General features: G+C 57.0%; 14 protein-coding genes and 1 pseudogene. 9 read left to right on the forward strand and 6 right to left on the reverse strand.

All coding sequences use genetic code 11. The annotated features are described in order from the left end of the window. The first annotated feature begins 162 nt into the window (after positions 1-162). The 8 genes from IE089_RS07300 (at position 163) to IE089_RS07335 (ending at position 9,894) form a co-directional block, all read left to right on the forward strand. Positions 163-1,176 (forward strand): AraC family transcriptional regulator, encoded by a 1,014-nt coding sequence (locus tag IE089_RS07300; protein WP_189476738.1) that lies wholly within the window; start codon positions 163-165, stop codon positions 1,174-1,176. 114 nt (positions 1,177-1,290) lie between these two features. Next, positions 1,291-2,913, forward strand: coding sequence for an acyl-CoA carboxylase subunit beta (locus IE089_RS07305; RefSeq protein ID WP_189476740.1), 1,623 nt, complete (start codon positions 1,291-1,293; stop codon positions 2,911-2,913). 29 nt (positions 2,914-2,942) lie between these two features. Next, on the forward strand, positions 2,943-4,925 hold the full coding sequence (locus tag IE089_RS07310; protein WP_189476741.1) for an acetyl/propionyl/methylcrotonyl-CoA carboxylase subunit alpha: 1,983 nt from the start codon (positions 2,943-2,945) through the stop codon (positions 4,923-4,925). Further along, a complete protein-coding gene (locus tag IE089_RS07315) occupies positions 4,922-6,712 on the forward strand; it encodes an acyclic terpene utilization AtuA family protein (protein ID WP_189476744.1) in 1,791 nt (596 codons plus the stop codon). Before IE089_RS07310 ends, IE089_RS07315 begins: the two co-directional genes overlap by 4 nt. Beyond that, positions 6,705-7,511 carry an enoyl-CoA hydratase/isomerase family protein gene (locus IE089_RS07320; RefSeq protein ID WP_189476746.1) on the forward strand — a complete coding sequence of 269 codons (807 nt, stop codon included), beginning with the start codon at positions 6,705-6,707 and terminating at the stop codon, positions 7,509-7,511. Before IE089_RS07315 ends, IE089_RS07320 begins: the two co-directional genes overlap by 8 nt. A 280-nt stretch (positions 7,512-7,791) precedes the next feature. Then, complete coding sequence (locus IE089_RS07325) at positions 7,792-8,037, forward strand: hypothetical protein (protein WP_189476748.1); 246 nt, start codon at positions 7,792-7,794, stop codon at positions 8,035-8,037. A gap of 19 nt (positions 8,038-8,056) precedes the next feature. Then, positions 8,057-8,290 (forward strand): hypothetical protein, encoded by a 234-nt coding sequence (locus tag IE089_RS07330; RefSeq protein WP_189476750.1) that lies wholly within the window; start codon positions 8,057-8,059, stop codon positions 8,288-8,290. Next, positions 8,287-9,894 (forward strand): PepSY-associated TM helix domain-containing protein, encoded by a 1,608-nt coding sequence (locus tag IE089_RS07335; RefSeq protein ID WP_189476752.1) that lies wholly within the window; start codon positions 8,287-8,289, stop codon positions 9,892-9,894. The genes IE089_RS07330 and IE089_RS07335 overlap by 4 nt, the downstream gene beginning before the upstream one ends. Before the next feature lie 46 nt (positions 9,895-9,940). On the opposite strand, the gene IE089_RS07340 is transcribed toward IE089_RS07335, so the two are convergent. The 5 genes and pseudogenes from IE089_RS07340 to IE089_RS07360 form a co-directional block, all read right to left on the reverse strand. Further along, a complete protein-coding gene (locus tag IE089_RS07340) occupies positions 9,941-10,723 on the reverse strand; it encodes an enoyl-CoA hydratase/isomerase family protein (RefSeq protein WP_189476754.1) in 783 nt (260 codons plus the stop codon). 100 nt (positions 10,724-10,823) lie between these two features. Further along, positions 10,824-11,300: a regulatory protein RecX gene (locus tag IE089_RS07345; RefSeq protein ID WP_189476756.1), complete on the reverse strand. Its 477-nt coding sequence runs from the start codon at positions 11,298-11,300 to the stop codon at positions 10,824-10,826. Between the two features lie 206 nt (positions 11,301-11,506). After that, positions 11,507-12,482, reverse strand: a pseudogene (gene recA, locus IE089_RS07350) (recombinase RecA). Between the two features lie 249 nt (positions 12,483-12,731). Then, complete coding sequence (locus IE089_RS07355; protein ID WP_189476758.1) at positions 12,732-13,754, reverse strand: M14 family metallopeptidase; 1,023 nt, start codon at positions 13,752-13,754, stop codon at positions 12,732-12,734. Further along, positions 13,754-14,911 carry a glutamate-cysteine ligase family protein gene (locus IE089_RS07360; protein WP_229802630.1) on the reverse strand — a complete coding sequence of 386 codons (1,158 nt, stop codon included), beginning with the start codon at positions 14,909-14,911 and terminating at the stop codon, positions 13,754-13,756. Before IE089_RS07360 ends, IE089_RS07355 begins: the two co-directional genes overlap by 1 nt. Before the next feature lie 52 nt (positions 14,912-14,963). Here IE089_RS07360 and IE089_RS15685 point away from each other — a divergent pair, with 52 nt between their 5' ends. After that, complete coding sequence (locus IE089_RS15685) at positions 14,964-15,218, forward strand: hypothetical protein (RefSeq protein WP_229802631.1); 255 nt, start codon at positions 14,964-14,966, stop codon at positions 15,216-15,218. A gap of 23 nt (positions 15,219-15,241) precedes the next feature. Here IE089_RS15685 and IE089_RS07365 read toward each other — a convergent pair whose 3' ends face one another. Further along, a complete protein-coding gene (locus IE089_RS07365; protein WP_189476760.1) occupies positions 15,242-16,258 on the reverse strand; it encodes an aldo/keto reductase in 1,017 nt (338 codons plus the stop codon). Positions 16,259-16,265: the final 7 nt, after the last annotated feature.

The following is a 16,265-nucleotide window of genomic DNA, read 5'->3' on the forward strand; positions in this document are numbered from 1 at the left end:
CTTCCCTGCCCGCAATACCATGTACGCCGGTGAACGTGACAGCCGCGTTCAACGTTGCTCCATTGGAACACAGGCCGGTGCCCGACAAACACCCCCCTGTGGCATGCCTCAAAGGCGCGCTGGTAGACTCTGTGGCTCGTGATCATCTCCCAGCGCGTCAACATGCCATTACCCCATCGGGACCACAGCCTGTATAGCCCTTTTGTGAACGCCGTTATCCAGGCCGGCGACCACCTGAAGGCACCTATGGAGGCGCTGCTTAAACAGTCGAATATCGACAGGCAACTGCTGCAGAACCTGGAACACCCAACACCTGTGGATGCGGTGCTCGCGCTTTATCGTGGGATCGATGAATCCTGCGCCCAACCGGATATTGGCATAACGGTGGGTAGAATTTGCTACATCGATGGCCTGCACCTGCAGCTGTATATGTCGACTCTATGCGAGACGTTCAGAGACTACCTGAATCTGATGCCCAGCATGCTTCGCACTACAGGTGATATTGGTGAAGTGAAGATGCAGGCTGACCGCGCATTCCTCAAGCTGGGTTGGCATCCACTGTCAGCGGCAACACGACCGCAGCGTTACTTGAGTGACACAGTGCTCACGAACTCTGCGGCCATCGTCGATTCCCTGTGTATACACCCGGTTCCCGTGCGCCGCGCCGACTTCACCTATTCGCGACCCGAAGATCTGGGCCTATTGCACCAGGTGTTCGGGTCCGACCTGCATTTTGAGCAACCCGTGAGTCAGTTGTACTTCGAAAGAGAGAGTCTGTATTACCCGCTAACCCATTTGAGCGGCGATGTTGCGGCCTGGCAGTTCCAGCCCCTCACGCATCTTTTCGATGAGAATGAGCCGCCCGACACTTTTCTGCTTGAACTGCGCCGCACCTTACTGCGCCTACTGCCGCAGGGCGACATCACCATTGATCGCGTCGCCGATGCATTAACCCTGTCACGGCGCACATTGCAGCGCCGCCTCGCGGAGAGAGACTCGCAGTTCCTGCAGATTTTGCAGTCTGTACGTGCCGAGGTCGCGACACGCTATCTCGCGGATGAACGGCTTAGCATCACCGATATCGCGTTCCTGCTGGGATACAGCGACCAAAGTGCGTTCTCTACTGCCTTCAAGTCCTGGCATGGACGTTCACCCAAGGCTTACCGCCAGCGCTAGTGGCACCAATTCCAATGTTGTCGGCGCACAATATCGGGCAGACCCGTGCCGCCGCCGTAAACTAGACTCGCCTTAAAACGCTATCCCCACCGCGGGCCAGGAAAGGACCAGACCATGGCGGTTATCGATTCTCAGCTGGATACCCAGTCAGACAGTTATCTCACCAACTTCCGAGTGATGAGCGAGGCCGTGAATGAGATTCGCGACATCGAACAGCGGGTCATCGACGCAGCGCAGGCAAAAGCCCCGCGTTACATCAAGCGCGGCCTGATTCCGCCGCGCGAGCGTTTGGGCCTGCTACTCGATGCCGGCGCCCCCTTCCTCGAATTGTCCACCTTATGCTCTTACAAACAGGCAGAGGACACTGACGGTACGGGCGCGGGCGGCAGCTATATTGCCGGCATAGGCTATATATCAGGCGTACGCTGCGTTGTTGCTGTGGACGATTACCTTACCAAAGGTGGCAGCATTGGCCCCTATGGCGGCAAGAAGCGCCAGCGCATGATGGATATCGCCATGGAGAACAAACTGCCTATGGTGAACCTCTCGCAGAGTGGCGGCGGCAACCTGAAGCTCGCGGGAGATACCTTTGGTGAGTCCGGCGCCATGTTTGCCAAGCAATGTCGCCTTTCAGCAATGGGGATTCCGCAAATCACCGTTGTCCATGGCAGCGCCACCGCCGGTGGTGCCTACCAGCCCACACTGTCCGACTACCTGATCATGGTTCGCCGTCAATCAACCATGTACCTGGCCGGCCCTCCCCTGCTCAAAGCCGCCACCGGAGAGATCGCCACCGATGAGGAATTGGGCGGTGCCGAGATGCATAGCGAAGTAGCAGGCACCAACGACTACCTGGCGGAAAATGATGCAGACGGCATTCGTCTCGCGCGAGAGGTCACCCAGAAACTGGGATGGAAGGCCGACTCCACAGTGCACAGCGGCAGCGATTTCCAACCGCCAATATACCCCCGTGAACAACTGAGGGGCATTGTTCCGGAAGACCCGAAAACACCCTTCGATATGCGCGAAGTGATCGCAAGGATCGCTGACGCCTCTGAGTTTCTCGAGTTCAAAAGGGAATTCGATCAGGGCACTTTGTGCGGCCATATCACGCTCGAGGGGCACACCTGCGGTGTGATCGGCAATAACAGCCCCATTACAGCGCGAGGTGCTGCTAAAGCCGCACAGTTTATCCAGCTGTGCGAGCAGTCAGGCACGCCATTACTGTTCCTGACAAACACCACAGGCTTCTTGGTCGGCACGGAAGCCGAACAAGCTGGCATCATCAAACACGGCGCAAAGTTCATTCAGGCGGTCACCAACTGCACAGTGCCCAAGATCACCCTGATTGTCAGTGGCTCCTACGGAGCCGGAAATTACGCCATGGCCGGGCGGGGCATGGGCCCGCGCTTTCTCTTTGCCTGGCCGCGCAGTGTGGTGTCGGTTATGGGGCCGGCACAGGCCGGCAGCGTGATGCGCCAGGTCGCCGAGGCCAAGCTGGCACGTTCAGGCGAGGTCACGGACAAGATGCGCGCAAGCGTAGACGCAATGGAAAAAGAAACCGTGGAGGCCATGGAGGCGCGCTCGAATGCGCTGGCCAACACAGCCCGCGGCTGGGACGACGGGATTATCGACCCTGCAGACACCCGCGCGGTTGTGGCCTTCGTACTCAGCGTTTGCCGGGAAGGTGATGCCCGCGATGTGAACACAAATACCTTTGGTGTCGGCCGGCTGTAAGCCCGCCTGGACTCTTTCGGGAATACCCTATGCCAGCACTACATAAAATTCTGATTGCCAACCGCGGCGAAATTGCGCGGCGCGTTATCCGGACTGCCCGCGATCTCGGCTACCGCACCGTGGCTGTGTATAGCGACGCAGATGCAGACGCGCTGCATGTTATCGATGCAGACGAGGCGGTGCACATCGGCGCGGCGGCTGTGGGCGAGTCCTATCTGCTCGGTGAGCGCATAATAGAAGCGGCGCGCAAGACAGGTGCCGATGCCGTTCACCCTGGTTATGGATTTCTCTCAGAGAATGCTGACTTTGCCCGTGCCTGTGAACAGGCCGGTCTCACATTTATCGGCCCCAGAGCGGACGCGATTGAGCTGATGGGCAGCAAGCGCCTGTCTAAGCTTGCGATGATCGAGGCCGGCGTACCCTGTATTCCCGGCTACCAGGACGCCGACCAGTCCGATGAGACGCTTCTGGAGAAAGCCATAGACATCGGTTTCCCGCTTATGGTGAAGGCCTCAGCAGGCGGTGGTGGCCGAGGTATGCGCTTGGTGCATTCCACTGACGAGCTTCCCGAGCAACTGCGCACTGCCCGGTCCGAAGCGCTGAGCGCGTTTGGTAGCGATGAACTGATTCTGGAACGAGCCGTGCTGGAGCCACGCCATATTGAGATTCAGGTTTTCGCGGATGAACAGGGCAATGTCATTTATTTGGGAGAACGCGACTGCTCCATCCAGCGACGTCACCAGAAAGTTGTAGAAGAGGCACCCTCCCCTTTTGTAAACCCTGCATTGCGTCAGCGCATGGGTGAGGCCGCCGTACAAGCTGCGAAAGCCTGTGATTATCGTGGGGCGGGTACTGTGGAATTTCTGGTCGATGAGGACGAGCAGTTTTACTTCCTTGAGATGAATACGCGCTTGCAGGTTGAGCACCCCGTCACCGAGTTGGTGACCGGGCTTGATCTGGTTGCACTGCAGTTGCGGGTCGCTGAGGGCATGGCACTTCCGCTTTCACAGGACGAGGTGCGTCTCACAGGCCACGCTATAGAGGTGAGACTCTACGCCGAAGACCCGAGGAAGGCGTTTATGCCGCAGACCGGTGAGGTGCTGGCCTGGTCCTACCCAGAGCGCGACGGTGTTCGAATGGACCACGGTATACTTGCCGGCCAGCAGATTAGTCCGTTCTATGATCCCATGTTGGCAAAAGCCATTGGCTATGGCGAGTCCCGAGAGATAGCGATACGCCGACTCGTCAGCGCGCTTGAAGATACCTGCCTGCTGGGCCTCAACAACAATAAGCGTTTTTTACAGAACGTATTGCGTCACCAGGCATTTGCGGAGGGTCAAGCCACTACCGCGTTCATCGAGGAGCATTTCATAAATGATCCCAGCATGGACGATCAGGGCCCAAACCCATTGACGCTGGCTCAGGCGGCCATGTTGTTTATGCACCGTGCGAGTGCAGCCTCTAAGCCCACGTTTGACTGGCGTAATACCGGAGCAACACGCGCCACCTACCGCCTGTCTCACAATGGTGATGTCACCGATGTCCTGATTAGTCGTGACGCCGCAGGTTTCAACATAGACGTACTGGAACAACGCCTGATACTCGAGCCCGTACAGGTTCGAAATAACGGCTGCGACTATCTTTATGAGGGCGTTCGCAGGCGTCTAGATTTTGCATTTGACGATGATTCACTGTTCCTCGACAGTGAACAGGGTCACTTCAATATCACCGACGCCACCTACCAGCCGGCACAAGTCGCAGGCAGCGCAGGCTCCGGCCAAGTTAAAGCGTCAATGGACGGCGCCGTTGTCTCCGTACTGGTCAGAGAAGGTGACTCGGTGACGGAAGGGCAAACACTGGTGGTACTGGAGGCGATGAAAATGGAGCACCCACTCAAAGCCGGCATCAACGGAACAGTGACGTCTGTTCAGTGTCAGCCCGGTCAACAGGTGAAAACGCGCCAGCTACTGGCAGTAGTGGAAGGCGATGACGCAGAGGGCACTCCGTCATGACCGATAGCATCCGTATCGCCAACTGCAGTGGTTTCTACGGCGACAAACTTTCCGCCGCCCGGGAAATGGTCGAGGGAGGCCCCATCGACGTGCTGACCGGCGACTACCTCGCCGAGCTCACGATGGCGATTCTTTATAATCAAAAAATGACCCGCGATACCGGCGGCTATGTGGGCACCTTCCTCAAACAGGTGAAAGACGTTCTCGCCGACTGCACGGCCAAGGGCATCAAGATTGTCAGCAACGCGGGCGGATTGAATCCGGCGTCCATGGCACAGGCCGTACAGGATATCGCGCAGGAACAAGGGCTAGCGGTAAAGGTGGCCTACATCGACGGGGATGACTTGCTACCCCGCATGGCGGATCTGCAAGCGGGCGGTGAAACCTTTTCCAATATGGATACCGGCGCCTCCCTCGCCGATAGCGCCTACACATTACTCACCGCCAATGCCTATCTCGGCGCCTGGGGCATCAAAGAGGCCCTGGACAGAGGTGCCGATGTGGTAATTTGCCCACGCGTTACCGATGCCGCCGTGGTGATCGGACCGGCTGCCTGGAAGTTTAACTGGCAGCGTGACGACTATGATGCGCTGGCCGGCGCGCTGGCCGCCGGACACATTATCGAATGCGGGCAGCAGGCCACGGGCGGCAACTATGCGTTCTTCCAGGAAGTGCCCAGTTTCGAGAACCCCGGCTATCCCATCGCTGAAATAGAAGCTAACGGCAACTTCACTATCACCAAACATCCTGGCACCGGCGGATTGGTCTCAGTGGGCACGGTCACTGCCCAGTTACTGTATGAGATCGGTGATCCCGCTTACAAAAACCCGGACGTCATTTCCCATTTCGATGCCCTGACCATGGAACAGGTAGCGGATGACTGCGTTTACGTGAGCGGCTGCAAAGGATCGAGCCCACCGCAACAACATAAAGTGTGTATCAATACCCTGGGAGGGTTTCGCAATGGGTTTGAGTTGCTACTGACCGGGCTGGATATCGAGGAAAAGGCGCAGGTTATCACTGAGACTTTCTTTGCCAGCATCGGTGGCAAGGAGCAATTCGACAGTGTTGATAGTGAGTTAATCCGCAGCGACAAGGCAAACCCTGCTCGTAACGAAGAAGCTTTCGCCAGACTCCGTATTGTCGCCAAATCCGGCGACAAAGACCTCGTAGGACGAATTTTCAGTGCGAAAATGATCGAACTCGCACTGGCAAACATCCCGGGTTTTGGCCCCATGACGCCCATCGGTAACGGCGCAAGCTTCCTGGCGTACTGGCCCGCGCTCATAGACGGTCGGCATATTACCGAGCAGGTGCACGTCGATGGCGAGCGAATCGACATCACGCCTACAAGTCAAATGCAGCTAGCGCCTGCAACGGCAACGTTCACATCGCATCCTATCGAAGACTCACCGACGGGTGACACGGTTGAGCTGCCACTGGGCAGACTATTCGGCACCCGCTCGGGCGATAAGGGCGGCTGCGCCAATCTGGGTGTGTGGGCAAAAGATGCGCAAAGTTATGCCTTCCTGTATCACTACCTCAGTGTCGATCGTTTGAAATCTCTATTACCCGACACAGCGTCGTTCACAGTGGATCGCTATGAACTACCCAATATCTTGTCGTTGAACTTCTTTATTCACGGCATTCTGGGTGAGGGCGTGGCATCTTCCAGCCGCACTGACCCACAGGCTAAAACCCTGGGCGAGTACCTGCGCGCCAAATCCATTACTGTGCCCGTGCAAATTGCAAATGCACTGGTTTCACATGAGGTAAAGCATGACTGAAGAGCGTTTATCACTCGAGGGCCTGGTGTTTGAGGCCGTTCAGCTTGAAGAGAAGGACCATGTCCTGACCATCCGGCTTAACCGACCTGAGCGCAAAAATGCGATCAATGCCGCTATGTCTGCGGAGATCATCTATGCCCTGGACTATGCCAAACAGGAGCGCAGAATACGGGCCGTAGTTATCGCCGCCAATGGCGACGTGTTTTGTGCCGGCGGCGATCTGTCGATGATGAGCGGCAAAGGCAGCGAGACGACGTCCACCGTGCCCGTCCGAGGCGGCTCAGACGATATCTCCTTGCGCCTCCGCCACCTGAATAAACCCAGCATCGCCTGTGTGCAAGGAAACCTGTTTGCAGGCGCATTGCTGATGCTATGCAATGTCACCCACGCAGTTGCAGCCGATCACGTCAAATTCAGTGCTCCCGAAATTAAACGCGGCATCTGGCCGTTCATGGTCATGGGCGGTTTGTTTCGCATCATGCCCCAGCGTGGAGCGCTGGACTTCATTATGCGTGGCAACCCCATCGACGCGACCAAGGCGCAGCAGTGGGGGCTAATCAATGAAGCCGTACCCGCTGACCAGCTAACACAGACAGTGGACGCACTGGCTAGCGAACTGGCCAGCCTGGCACCGGGCTCTATGCAGATGGGTCTTGCAGCCTTCGTTGAGCAGGACGCCATGGACTTCGATACCGCCCTGCCCTACCTGCGCACCCAAATCGATGCCTGCCTCAAGAGCGCCGATGCCAAAGAGGGCATCAATGCCTTCCTTGAGAAACGCGAGCCCAAATGGGACTGAGCGTCGAGTGACGCCAGGTACGCTGGCGCACAAAGAGCGCTTTGAATATGGGCTCAGCCAGAGCCGTTTTCGCCCAGCCCCAAACTATAAACAAGAATCATTATCAGGTAGACTCGCGCCCTTGGATTGACGAGCCCTCATGAGGCGCTCGTCATTGGTGCTACTGGCCATCACATGGCTGCTAGCCACCTTTTTTTACACAGCAGCGAACCCAAAGTAAGTAAGGCTTTCGCCTGCCGACTTCTACGCATTTTTCAAATTTTGAGGACTTATTGGACGCATGTTCAGTCTGTTAATCACGGTAGGTGCAGCAGCCTGCACGCATATCGGCTTGAGGCACGCTGCCGGACTCAAAAGGGCTGCTTTACTGGCGCTTGTCTGCGTGCTGCTAACGATGGCATTCAGTGCCAGCACCATACCCGGTGGGTATTGGTCAGGTGTTTACACGCTACTGTCCGGTTATTTCCTGGCATGCCTTATCACACCCTGGATTGAACTGCTGTGGACCAAGCACCGTGCTCGCTAGGTCATTGGTGGCAACACTCTTGTCGATACCTGCAACGGTCGCCGTCGTCGGCGCGCTATTGGTGATCGTTCCGGCATATAACTCGCTGATTATGTCGTTGCTGCTGATCGCGTTCCCGATCTGGGTGCTGATTGCTAGCGCCGCCTTCATGATTCCAACACCGGCCCGCTCTGCGGCGGCCCTGATCACCGTTTCCCTAATAGGCTTCGGCGTCATTGCTTCCGTCAAATATCTGGGATGGACAACACTGTGAAAGCTTCGACAATAAAAACGTTTACTGATGTTCACACCTGGACGGGGCTTGGTGCCGGGCTCGCGCTTTTCATTGCTTTTTACGCAGGCGCTATCACGGTATTCACCCATGAATTGGACGCTTGGGACAACTATGGGATCGCGCAATCAGAAGCTGGTGATATCAGGCAGGCCAATGAACTGCTTTCCGAAGTCATTGCTACACAACCCGTCGCTGGAGAGACCATCCGTCTGAACATCTCAAGTCCTGAGCATCCCGGGAATCACGTTATGTGGTTCGAACGGCTCGAGGATGGCGACTTCAAGCGGCACGACTTTCACCTCAATGAAGACGGTACGCTTGATACCTCCGGCAATACATCAGAGCTTGCGGGATTCATTTACGCCCTCCACTACAACCTAGGGATACCCACTGACTGGGGCCTTTGGCTGCTTGGCGTCATCTGCTTCATTTACGGGATCGCTCTGGTCTCTGGCGTGGTGATTTTTATACCCAACTTCGTAAAAGACATCTTCGTCGTGCGTCCGGGCAAGAATAAGAAGCGCTTTTGGTTGGATACACATAACATTGTCGGCGTACTTTCACTGCCTTGGCATATCATGTTTGCCTGGAGCAGCGCACTTTTGGCGATTGCGATCTTTTTACTCGCACCGTTTCAACTCACCGTTTTCAAGGACGACATCACGAGCCGCCTCGCACCGGAGCTTGGGGTTGTTCAGGCGCCAGAACCAAGCGGAATACCCGGTGCTATGTTGACCGCCGGTGCGTTACTGGACATTGCCCGACTGGAAGTACCTGGACTGGAGCCCACGCAATTACGGGTCAGTAATGTGGGTGACAGCAATGCCACCGTACGCGTGATTGGCAAGACGCATTCAGAGCACATGGAGCCGTATGCAAATATCGTAATGATGGCGACGGACGGAAGGATTCTCTCAGTCAGCCAACCTGAAACCGCCTCTGCCGGCGCTACATTTTACAGAGGCCTGATAGCGCTTCATTTTGCGAGCTTCGGGGGTTACCTCACCAAATGGCTGTACTTCATCCTCGGGCTCGCTGGAGCGTATCTATTCTACTCGGGTAATCTCCTTTGGGTAGAAAGTCGACGTAAGCGACGCTCGCAACAGCAGACACCCGCTTCGCTCTTCCTAGCCAGGCTGAATAGCGGCGTCTGCATTGGCTGCATGGCTGGAATCTCAGCAGCGTTCCTGGCAAGCCGCGGACTGGCCGACCTGGCAGACCGGGCCTACTTCATGAAGGGCGCATACTACGGCGTATTCTTCGCAGCGATACTCTGGAGTTTCGTCAGACCTGTTGCCACCGGCACCCGAGAACTTCTGCAAGCTTGCGCATTACTCACAGCGGCCATTCCGATACTGGACATCGCGCTACTCGATACCACGCCTTGGTCGGCAGCAGCTCAGGGGCACTACGAACTGCTGACTGTGGATCTGATGGCGATTGTCGCAGCTGCCTGTTTCTGGTTCATGGCAGCAAAACTAAACAAAAGAGCGATATCAGGTGACCCGAACAGCGTGTGGGCGGCACACCCAACGTCGCCACATGGCACTGAAGCCACCGTTGCTTCAGAGGGCACGCAATAGCATCGAGCTCATAGAGCGGGCATCACTTCCCCCCGCTCGCAAACATCTATTGGTTGAACACGGGGCGGCGCTTTTCCATAAACGCCATCATCCCTTCTCTGGCGTCTGCGGTGGCAAGATTTGCGGTCACGGCGACGGCTTCGTCGCTGAGTGATTGCGCCAGTGTGCGCTGCTCAAACCCAACGATGACATCGAGCATGGACTTGACCGCCTGACGGGGCTGCGCGGCGATCTCCTCCCCAATCACTTGGGCGCGCTCCTTGATCGCATCAACCGCCACCAACTCATTGACCAGGCCGATACGGTAAGCTTCCGCGCCGTCAATCTTGCGACCGCGTAGAATCATGTCCAGCGCATGGTCTCGACCCACCACCCGCGGTAAACGTGCTGAGCCACCCCAAGCGGGCACCGAGCCCAAATCCATTTCCGGCAATCCAATCTGCGCCCCATTATCTGCGGCAAGCCTGAAATGGCAGGCAAGAGGAAGCTCTAATCCACCCCCCAGACAATAACCGAACAGTGTGGCGATGGCAGGAGTACCGCCATTTTCAATCATGTCCAAAACGCGATGACGCTGGGTGAAAAATGCTTCGGGGCTGCCGGCTCGCTTTACACCCTCCGGGATCTGCTTGAGGTTCATGCCCGCAGAGAAATGATCCAGGCCCTCACCGGTGAACACAATGGCACGCACGTTATCGTCAGCAAGCACATCGGGCAGCTGCTCCTCGAGCCTGTCGATATAGTCGATAGTCATCAAGTTCCAGGGCGCAGCATTAATGCTGAAGGTGGCAACGTGATTGTTCACGCTGTAGAGGTAGGGGTCGGCCATGTGCATATCCAGGTTTCGGTGCGGGCCGCCTGATGCGGCAGCGCAGAACTCATTCAATTGATGCGCGCTATCTAACCACAGACAGAGACGACTTGCTCACCTAGTCGCCTTCGATCAGGTGCCCAAAGTGGTCGCGAACAAAACCGCGATAACTCATGAATCGTGCGCGCTTGGCTTTCTCGGCAAGATCACGGGGCGCGACCGCTCCAAACTTCTTTTCGTAAACCTGCTCGGCCAGTGAAAACCAATCCGCATCAACCGCCGACAATGCGGTCTCCAGTGCAGACTCAGAGATACCTCGCTGGCCCATTTCCTGGCGCAGACGCAAGGGGCCATAGCCGCGAGAGATGCGCTGGCGCACAAAACTTTCGGCAAACCGTGTATCGCTCTGCAGATTCTCATCAGCCAGCCGGGCTATTTCGTGTGCAACCAAGTCTCTGTCAGGGAAACGCCGACCTAACTTATCAATAAGCTCGCGCTGTGAATGCTCACGCCGCGCTAACAGGTTCATCGCCGCATAGCGCACATCAGCCGGATTGACCGGATCAGTGGCGCTCTCTTCGCGCGATTGACTCATTGAATATGCCCACTGTGCTTATGCAATAACTTGCAACGCACCACGGAACAAGGAGGAATACCGAGCAATCCCGGCGGGAAACGCATTGAAAAGTCGACGCCGGGGCCCCGGCAAGCCGGAAGGGAGTGGGATAAGTGGATCCCCGACGTCGAGTGGGAAGCGACAGGCACTAAACGTTGCCTGCCTGCATGCGGTTCAAGATTGGCTTACTCCTCAGCCACACCCTCATCGGACTCCGCTTCGGCCTCGGCCGCGGCGGTCGCCATTGTTTGCGCGCGGATTGCTGATTCAATCTCATTAGCAACGGCGGGGTTGTCTTCAAGGAACTTGGAAGCATTCGCTTTGCCTTGGCCGATCTTGTCGCCCTTGTAGGCGTACCAGGCGCCAGACTTATCCACCAGGTTGAGCTTCACACCCCAGTCGATCACCTCGCCCATATGGTAGATACCCCTGCCATACATGATCTGGAATTCAGCCTGCCTGAAGGGTGGCGACACCTTGTTCTTTACGACCTTTACCCGGGTCTCGTTGCCTACGACCTCGTCGCCGTCCTTCACTGCACCAATTCGGCGAATGTCCAGACGCACAGAAGAGTAGAACTTCAGGGCAAATAAAGATCACCAGGCAGTTAGTCTGCTTGATCGCGCCGGTGAGCTTGCGCATTGCCTGGCTAAGCAAGCGGGCCTGAAGACCCACGTGGGAGTCACCCATTTCGCCTTCGATCTCAGCCTTGGGCGTCAGTGCGGCGACAGAGTCCACCACCAGCACATCAACAGCCCCTGAGCGCACAAGCATCTCGGCTACTTCCAACGCCTGCTCACCCGTATCAGGCTGGGACATGATCAGGTCGTCCATCTGTACGCCCAGTTTCTCGGCATACACCGGGTCCAGTGCGTGCTCGGCATCGATAAAAGCTGCCGTACCGCCCGCTTTCTGGGCCTCCGCAATCACCTGCAGGGTGAGTGTGGTCTTGCCGGATGACTCAGGACCATAGATTTCGCAGATACGACCGCGTGGCAGGCCACCAATACCCAGTGCAATATCCAGGCCCAGCGAGCCAGTAGAGATAGCAGGAATCGCGACCTGCTCGCGGTCACCCATGCGCATGACTGTGCCCTTACCGAACTGGCGCTCAATCTGGCCTAACGCTGCATCCAGTGCTTTTTGCTTATTCGCGTCCATAGTGCTGCCCCTTGTGCTCGCTATTGTTGGTTATTCAGCCGCCGAGAGTGTCTCAGTGACTTTGACACGGACTAAATTCTGCCCTGCCAAACTACTGTATATATACTCAGTGTTACGATTTTGAAATGCAAGCCCCAGAAGCGAAGAAAAATGGTCAATGCCGGGCACACGCCTGAATAGGCGACAGGTGGTGCTAGCAACTGGGTGGGCGCTCGGACTTATGCAGGGGTGGGAGTGGACACGTCGAGCTTATAGCGCCTGTCCATCAGCGGCGACGGCATAGAGCAGACAATCAGACAGCGCGATATCGGCCTTGTTGGTCACCATGAAGAATTTGCGGGGGCCCGCGGGGTACAGGCGGTTGCCTTCCTGACGGACAATTCTTGCCACCGCACACTGCCCAGTCATGTCCACCGCGGTGAACACCGACTGAAGATCACCGCTTATCCAACCCAGCGGTGTCTCCGCAGACACCGTGCCAAAATTGAGGCTCTCTATATCGGGTCGCAATGTCAGCTCAACGCCCTCCTGAGGCACTGCGGCGTAGGCGAGACGATTGCCGCTGCATATCTCAAGCCTGACGGGGTCATGCAGATGGGTGACCGCATTGGGCGCGCTGCCAGACAGCACCTGCTCAGCCATGAAGTAACGCTGCATGCCTGCAAATGCCAACTCATGGGCTGCCGCATCTTCGCGGCCCCCCACTTCAATAGTCACCGTCGGGTATTTGTCTTCACTAATGTCCATCAGCGCCCCCAACCCCAGGTTGGAGAGAATCAGGGTATCGGTGAACAGGGAAACAAGGGCGTCATGATGCCGGTCTTCAAACGTGCAAACGCCAAAGGCAGGGCCGGAGCCTGAGGTGTTGTGCATATCAACAACGGCCTCGGGATGATGCAAATCCAACAGTGCCAGAATCTCCTCAGCCAGCCGGCCCTGCTCATCGTCAAATGGCGGCTTGAAACAGCGATTCAAATCGCGAGCACCAGGCAACATCCGATGGGTGAAAGCAGGCTGACTTGCCGCCGCTTGCACTGATGCCACGATGCACACGACATTGACTGCCGGTTGATGCCCAGCACCAATCCAACGCATCAGGGCTAATGTGCCAGACGGCTCATTGCCATGCAGCAGGGTCACTAATGCCCGCGTGCGTGAAGTGTCCCTACCCTCAAAAAACAGGCAGGCCGGGCCGCCCAGAGTCTTCAGAAATTCAGCGGGTGTCTCGCCAAACTGTTCAGGCTGTGGGTTCTTGAAGAAATGAATTCGCATTACAGGGGCCAGGCATGCACAGGGCGGTTCTCGTTACTGTAACGCATGTAGTCTGCCAGCATGTGTCGCAGCGCTTCGCGCGCGTTGGTCTGCGCCTCGCGTCGCGCCACGCTGGCTAATTGCCAGTCTGCACCCGAGCGGCCTAGCGCCAGTCTCTGCTCGATTATCGCAAGGTAGCGGTCACTACTGCTGGCCGACATGCCGATCGCCAGAAGCCCTTCTCTGGCTATTGGAAGCACCTGCTCAAACACCTCTCGCACCGGTCGCTCGACACAGCCAAACTGTGACCGCCCCGGCCAGACTAGCCGGGCATCCAAACCGTACTGCGCCGCGCGGTAGAAATTGTACTCGGCAACATTGAAAGGAATCGCAGGCAGAAGCTCATCCACACGAGTGCGGAAGGCTTCAGTAAGGCCCAACATCAGCGCAGTATTGGCCATCATATCGACCGGACTTGGCCCCGCGGGTAAGGCGCGCATTTCTATACGCAGATGGCCCCCGGCCACAGGGTCATACACCGGACGGTTCCACAGCCATATGGTGCTCTGATGCAAACGCAGCTCGTCCAGTGCCGGCGCGGCGGAGGCATCATCGATGCTTTCGCTGCCGCACTGTGGCAGCAAGGGCGGGTACACTCTCACGGCCTCGCTGAACAATTCAAAGGCGCCATCGCGCACCCAGCCATGTCCGAAATTTACCCGCGCAGGCTCATTCCAGGCATACCTGTCGCGAACACGGGTATCTATTGACTGCTTAAACAGTGGGATGCGCGTCTCACGCCACAAGCGGTGGCCAAACAGCGTGGGCGAGTTAGCCGCCACTGCCAGCACCAGCGGTGTGACGAGCTGCACAGCATTGAAAGTGTTGGCGAATTGAGCGGGGCTGACGCGGTAATGCACCTTAAAAGACGTATTCGCACCTCCCAACGCAATATCCGTCTGCGCCATGTGCAAGGGGTCCAGGCCATTGATATCTATCTCGAAGGCATCGCCGCGTCGCTTCACTAGCTGCGCCATCAGCGCAAGATATCGCCGGCGCTCCGTGATGCTGTGAACGCCAAAATCTGAGGGGGACAGTGTGGGCAGAATACCAATCGCAACTGTGCTGCCGCCCATATCGCGGCCTACCGCATCCACAGTGTGCACGGCGGACACCATTTCTGACTCCGAACAGGTTGTAGCGATTCAGCTCCAGTGTCAGCTGCGGGTCATGACAACGCTGGTGAATCTCCTGGTTCAAAAACGCCGGCTGACCGGAATCGTCTACCAGGTACAACTCGAGCTCTGCCCCGAGAGACGGGGCGCCTTCACCGAAACCCGGCTGGCTCAGGACGCACTGCAACTGCGCGAGATTCTCAGACAGCTTTTGCTGAAAACTCGCGTAATCGGCGGGGCCAAAATCAGATTGTGTAAGCTCGATACCCATAACCCAGAGTATGCATCGCAACTACCGGCAGCGCATTGACCCAGATCGTATCAAGGCGACGTTCAACCCATCGGGTAAGGAATGCGCTTCGACACCTTGTACAGGGCCTTCATGATCGCAGGTTCAAGGACCACATTCGCCGCCGCGAGAATATCGGGCATCTGCTCCGTGGTGGTCGCGCCCACAATCGTGGAGCCGACAAAATCATGCTGCTTGCTCCACGCGGTCGCCAAGGTGGTGAGCGACATACCTGCGTCAGCAGCGATCTGTGCGTATTCAGCAGTGGCTGCCACCGTGTTCGGATTTAGGAAGCGCTGCGCCATTTGCTGCTGACGTTTTTCACCCTGCATATACTGCGTGAAACGTGCCCCCTCGGGCATGGCGCCATCCTGGTATTTACCCGTCAGCACCCCGCCTGCCAGTGGTGAGTACGGCAGCAGACTGACGTCTTCCTGGCGGCAGGCTTGGGCCAGTTCGTCTTCGAAGCGGCGATTGTTGAGACTGAAGTTATTCTGGATGGTGTCGAAACGCGCCAAACCGTGAACGTCAGACTGCCACAAGCTCTTGGTGAGCCCCCAGGTGGTTTCATTGCTGCAGCCAAGCACACGCACCTTGCCCGAGCGCACCAGTTCATCCAGCGCAGCCAGGGTTTCTTCCAATGGAAAATCAGCATCGGGCCAGTGGGTTTGGTAAAGGTCGATGTAATCGGTGTCTAGGCGTTTGAGGCTGTCTTCCACCGCGCGCATGATGTGATGGCGATCCAGGCCTGTCTTGCCGCCCCTTAAGGGTGGGGTGATCCAGCCATGGCCGGGGCCCGCCACCTTGGTAGCAATAATCACATCGTCCCGATTTTTGGTCTTTAACCAGCGCCCAACAATTTCTTCGGTCACACCCACGTAGCTGGCATCGGGCGGCACGGGGTACATCTCCGCGGTATCGAAAAAATCGATGCCGGCGTCAAACGCCATATCCATGATATCGAAGGAGGTTTTCTCATCGGCCTGATTACCAAAGGTCATCGTGCCCATGCAGATATCCGAGACCACTAGCGAACTGCGGCCCAATCGATTGCGCTTCATCGTGTCA

This window comes from Parahalioglobus pacificus (assembly GCF_014652275.1).
GTDB lineage: Bacteria > Pseudomonadota > Gammaproteobacteria > Pseudomonadales > Halieaceae > Parahalioglobus > Parahalioglobus pacificus.

Excerpts from the sequence above, each read along its gene's own strand:
- IE089_RS07300 (WP_189476738.1), top strand. The coding sequence starts at position 163 with ATGCCATTACCCCATCGGGACCACAGCCTGTATAGCCCTTTTGTGAAC.
- IE089_RS07305 (WP_189476740.1), top strand. The coding sequence starts at position 1,291 with ATGGCGGTTATCGATTCTCAGCTGGATACCCAGTCAGACAGTTATCTC.
- IE089_RS07310 (WP_189476741.1), top strand. The coding sequence starts at position 2,943 with ATGCCAGCACTACATAAAATTCTGATTGCCAACCGCGGCGAAATTGCG.
- IE089_RS07315 (WP_189476744.1), top strand. The coding sequence starts at position 4,922 with ATGACCGATAGCATCCGTATCGCCAACTGCAGTGGTTTCTACGGCGAC.
- IE089_RS07320 (WP_189476746.1), top strand. The coding sequence starts at position 6,705 with ATGACTGAAGAGCGTTTATCACTCGAGGGCCTGGTGTTTGAGGCCGTT.
- IE089_RS07325 (WP_189476748.1), top strand. The coding sequence starts at position 7,792 with ATGTTCAGTCTGTTAATCACGGTAGGTGCAGCAGCCTGCACGCATATC.
- IE089_RS07340 (WP_189476754.1), bottom strand. The coding sequence starts at position 10,723 with ATGGCCGACCCCTACCTCTACAGCGTGAACAATCACGTTGCCACCTTC.
- IE089_RS07345 (WP_189476756.1), bottom strand. The coding sequence starts at position 11,300 with ATGAGTCAATCGCGCGAAGAGAGCGCCACTGATCCGGTCAATCCGGCT.
- IE089_RS07355 (WP_189476758.1), bottom strand. The coding sequence starts at position 13,754 with ATGCGAATTCATTTCTTCAAGAACCCACAGCCTGAACAGTTTGGCGAG.
- IE089_RS07360 (WP_229802630.1), bottom strand. The coding sequence starts at position 14,911 with ATGGTGTCCGCCGTGCACACTGTGGATGCGGTAGGCCGCGATATGGGC.
- IE089_RS15685 (WP_229802631.1), top strand. The coding sequence starts at position 14,964 with ATGACAACGCTGGTGAATCTCCTGGTTCAAAAACGCCGGCTGACCGGA.
- IE089_RS07365 (WP_189476760.1), bottom strand. The coding sequence starts at position 16,258 with ATGAAGCGCAATCGATTGGGCCGCAGTTCGCTAGTGGTCTCGGATATC.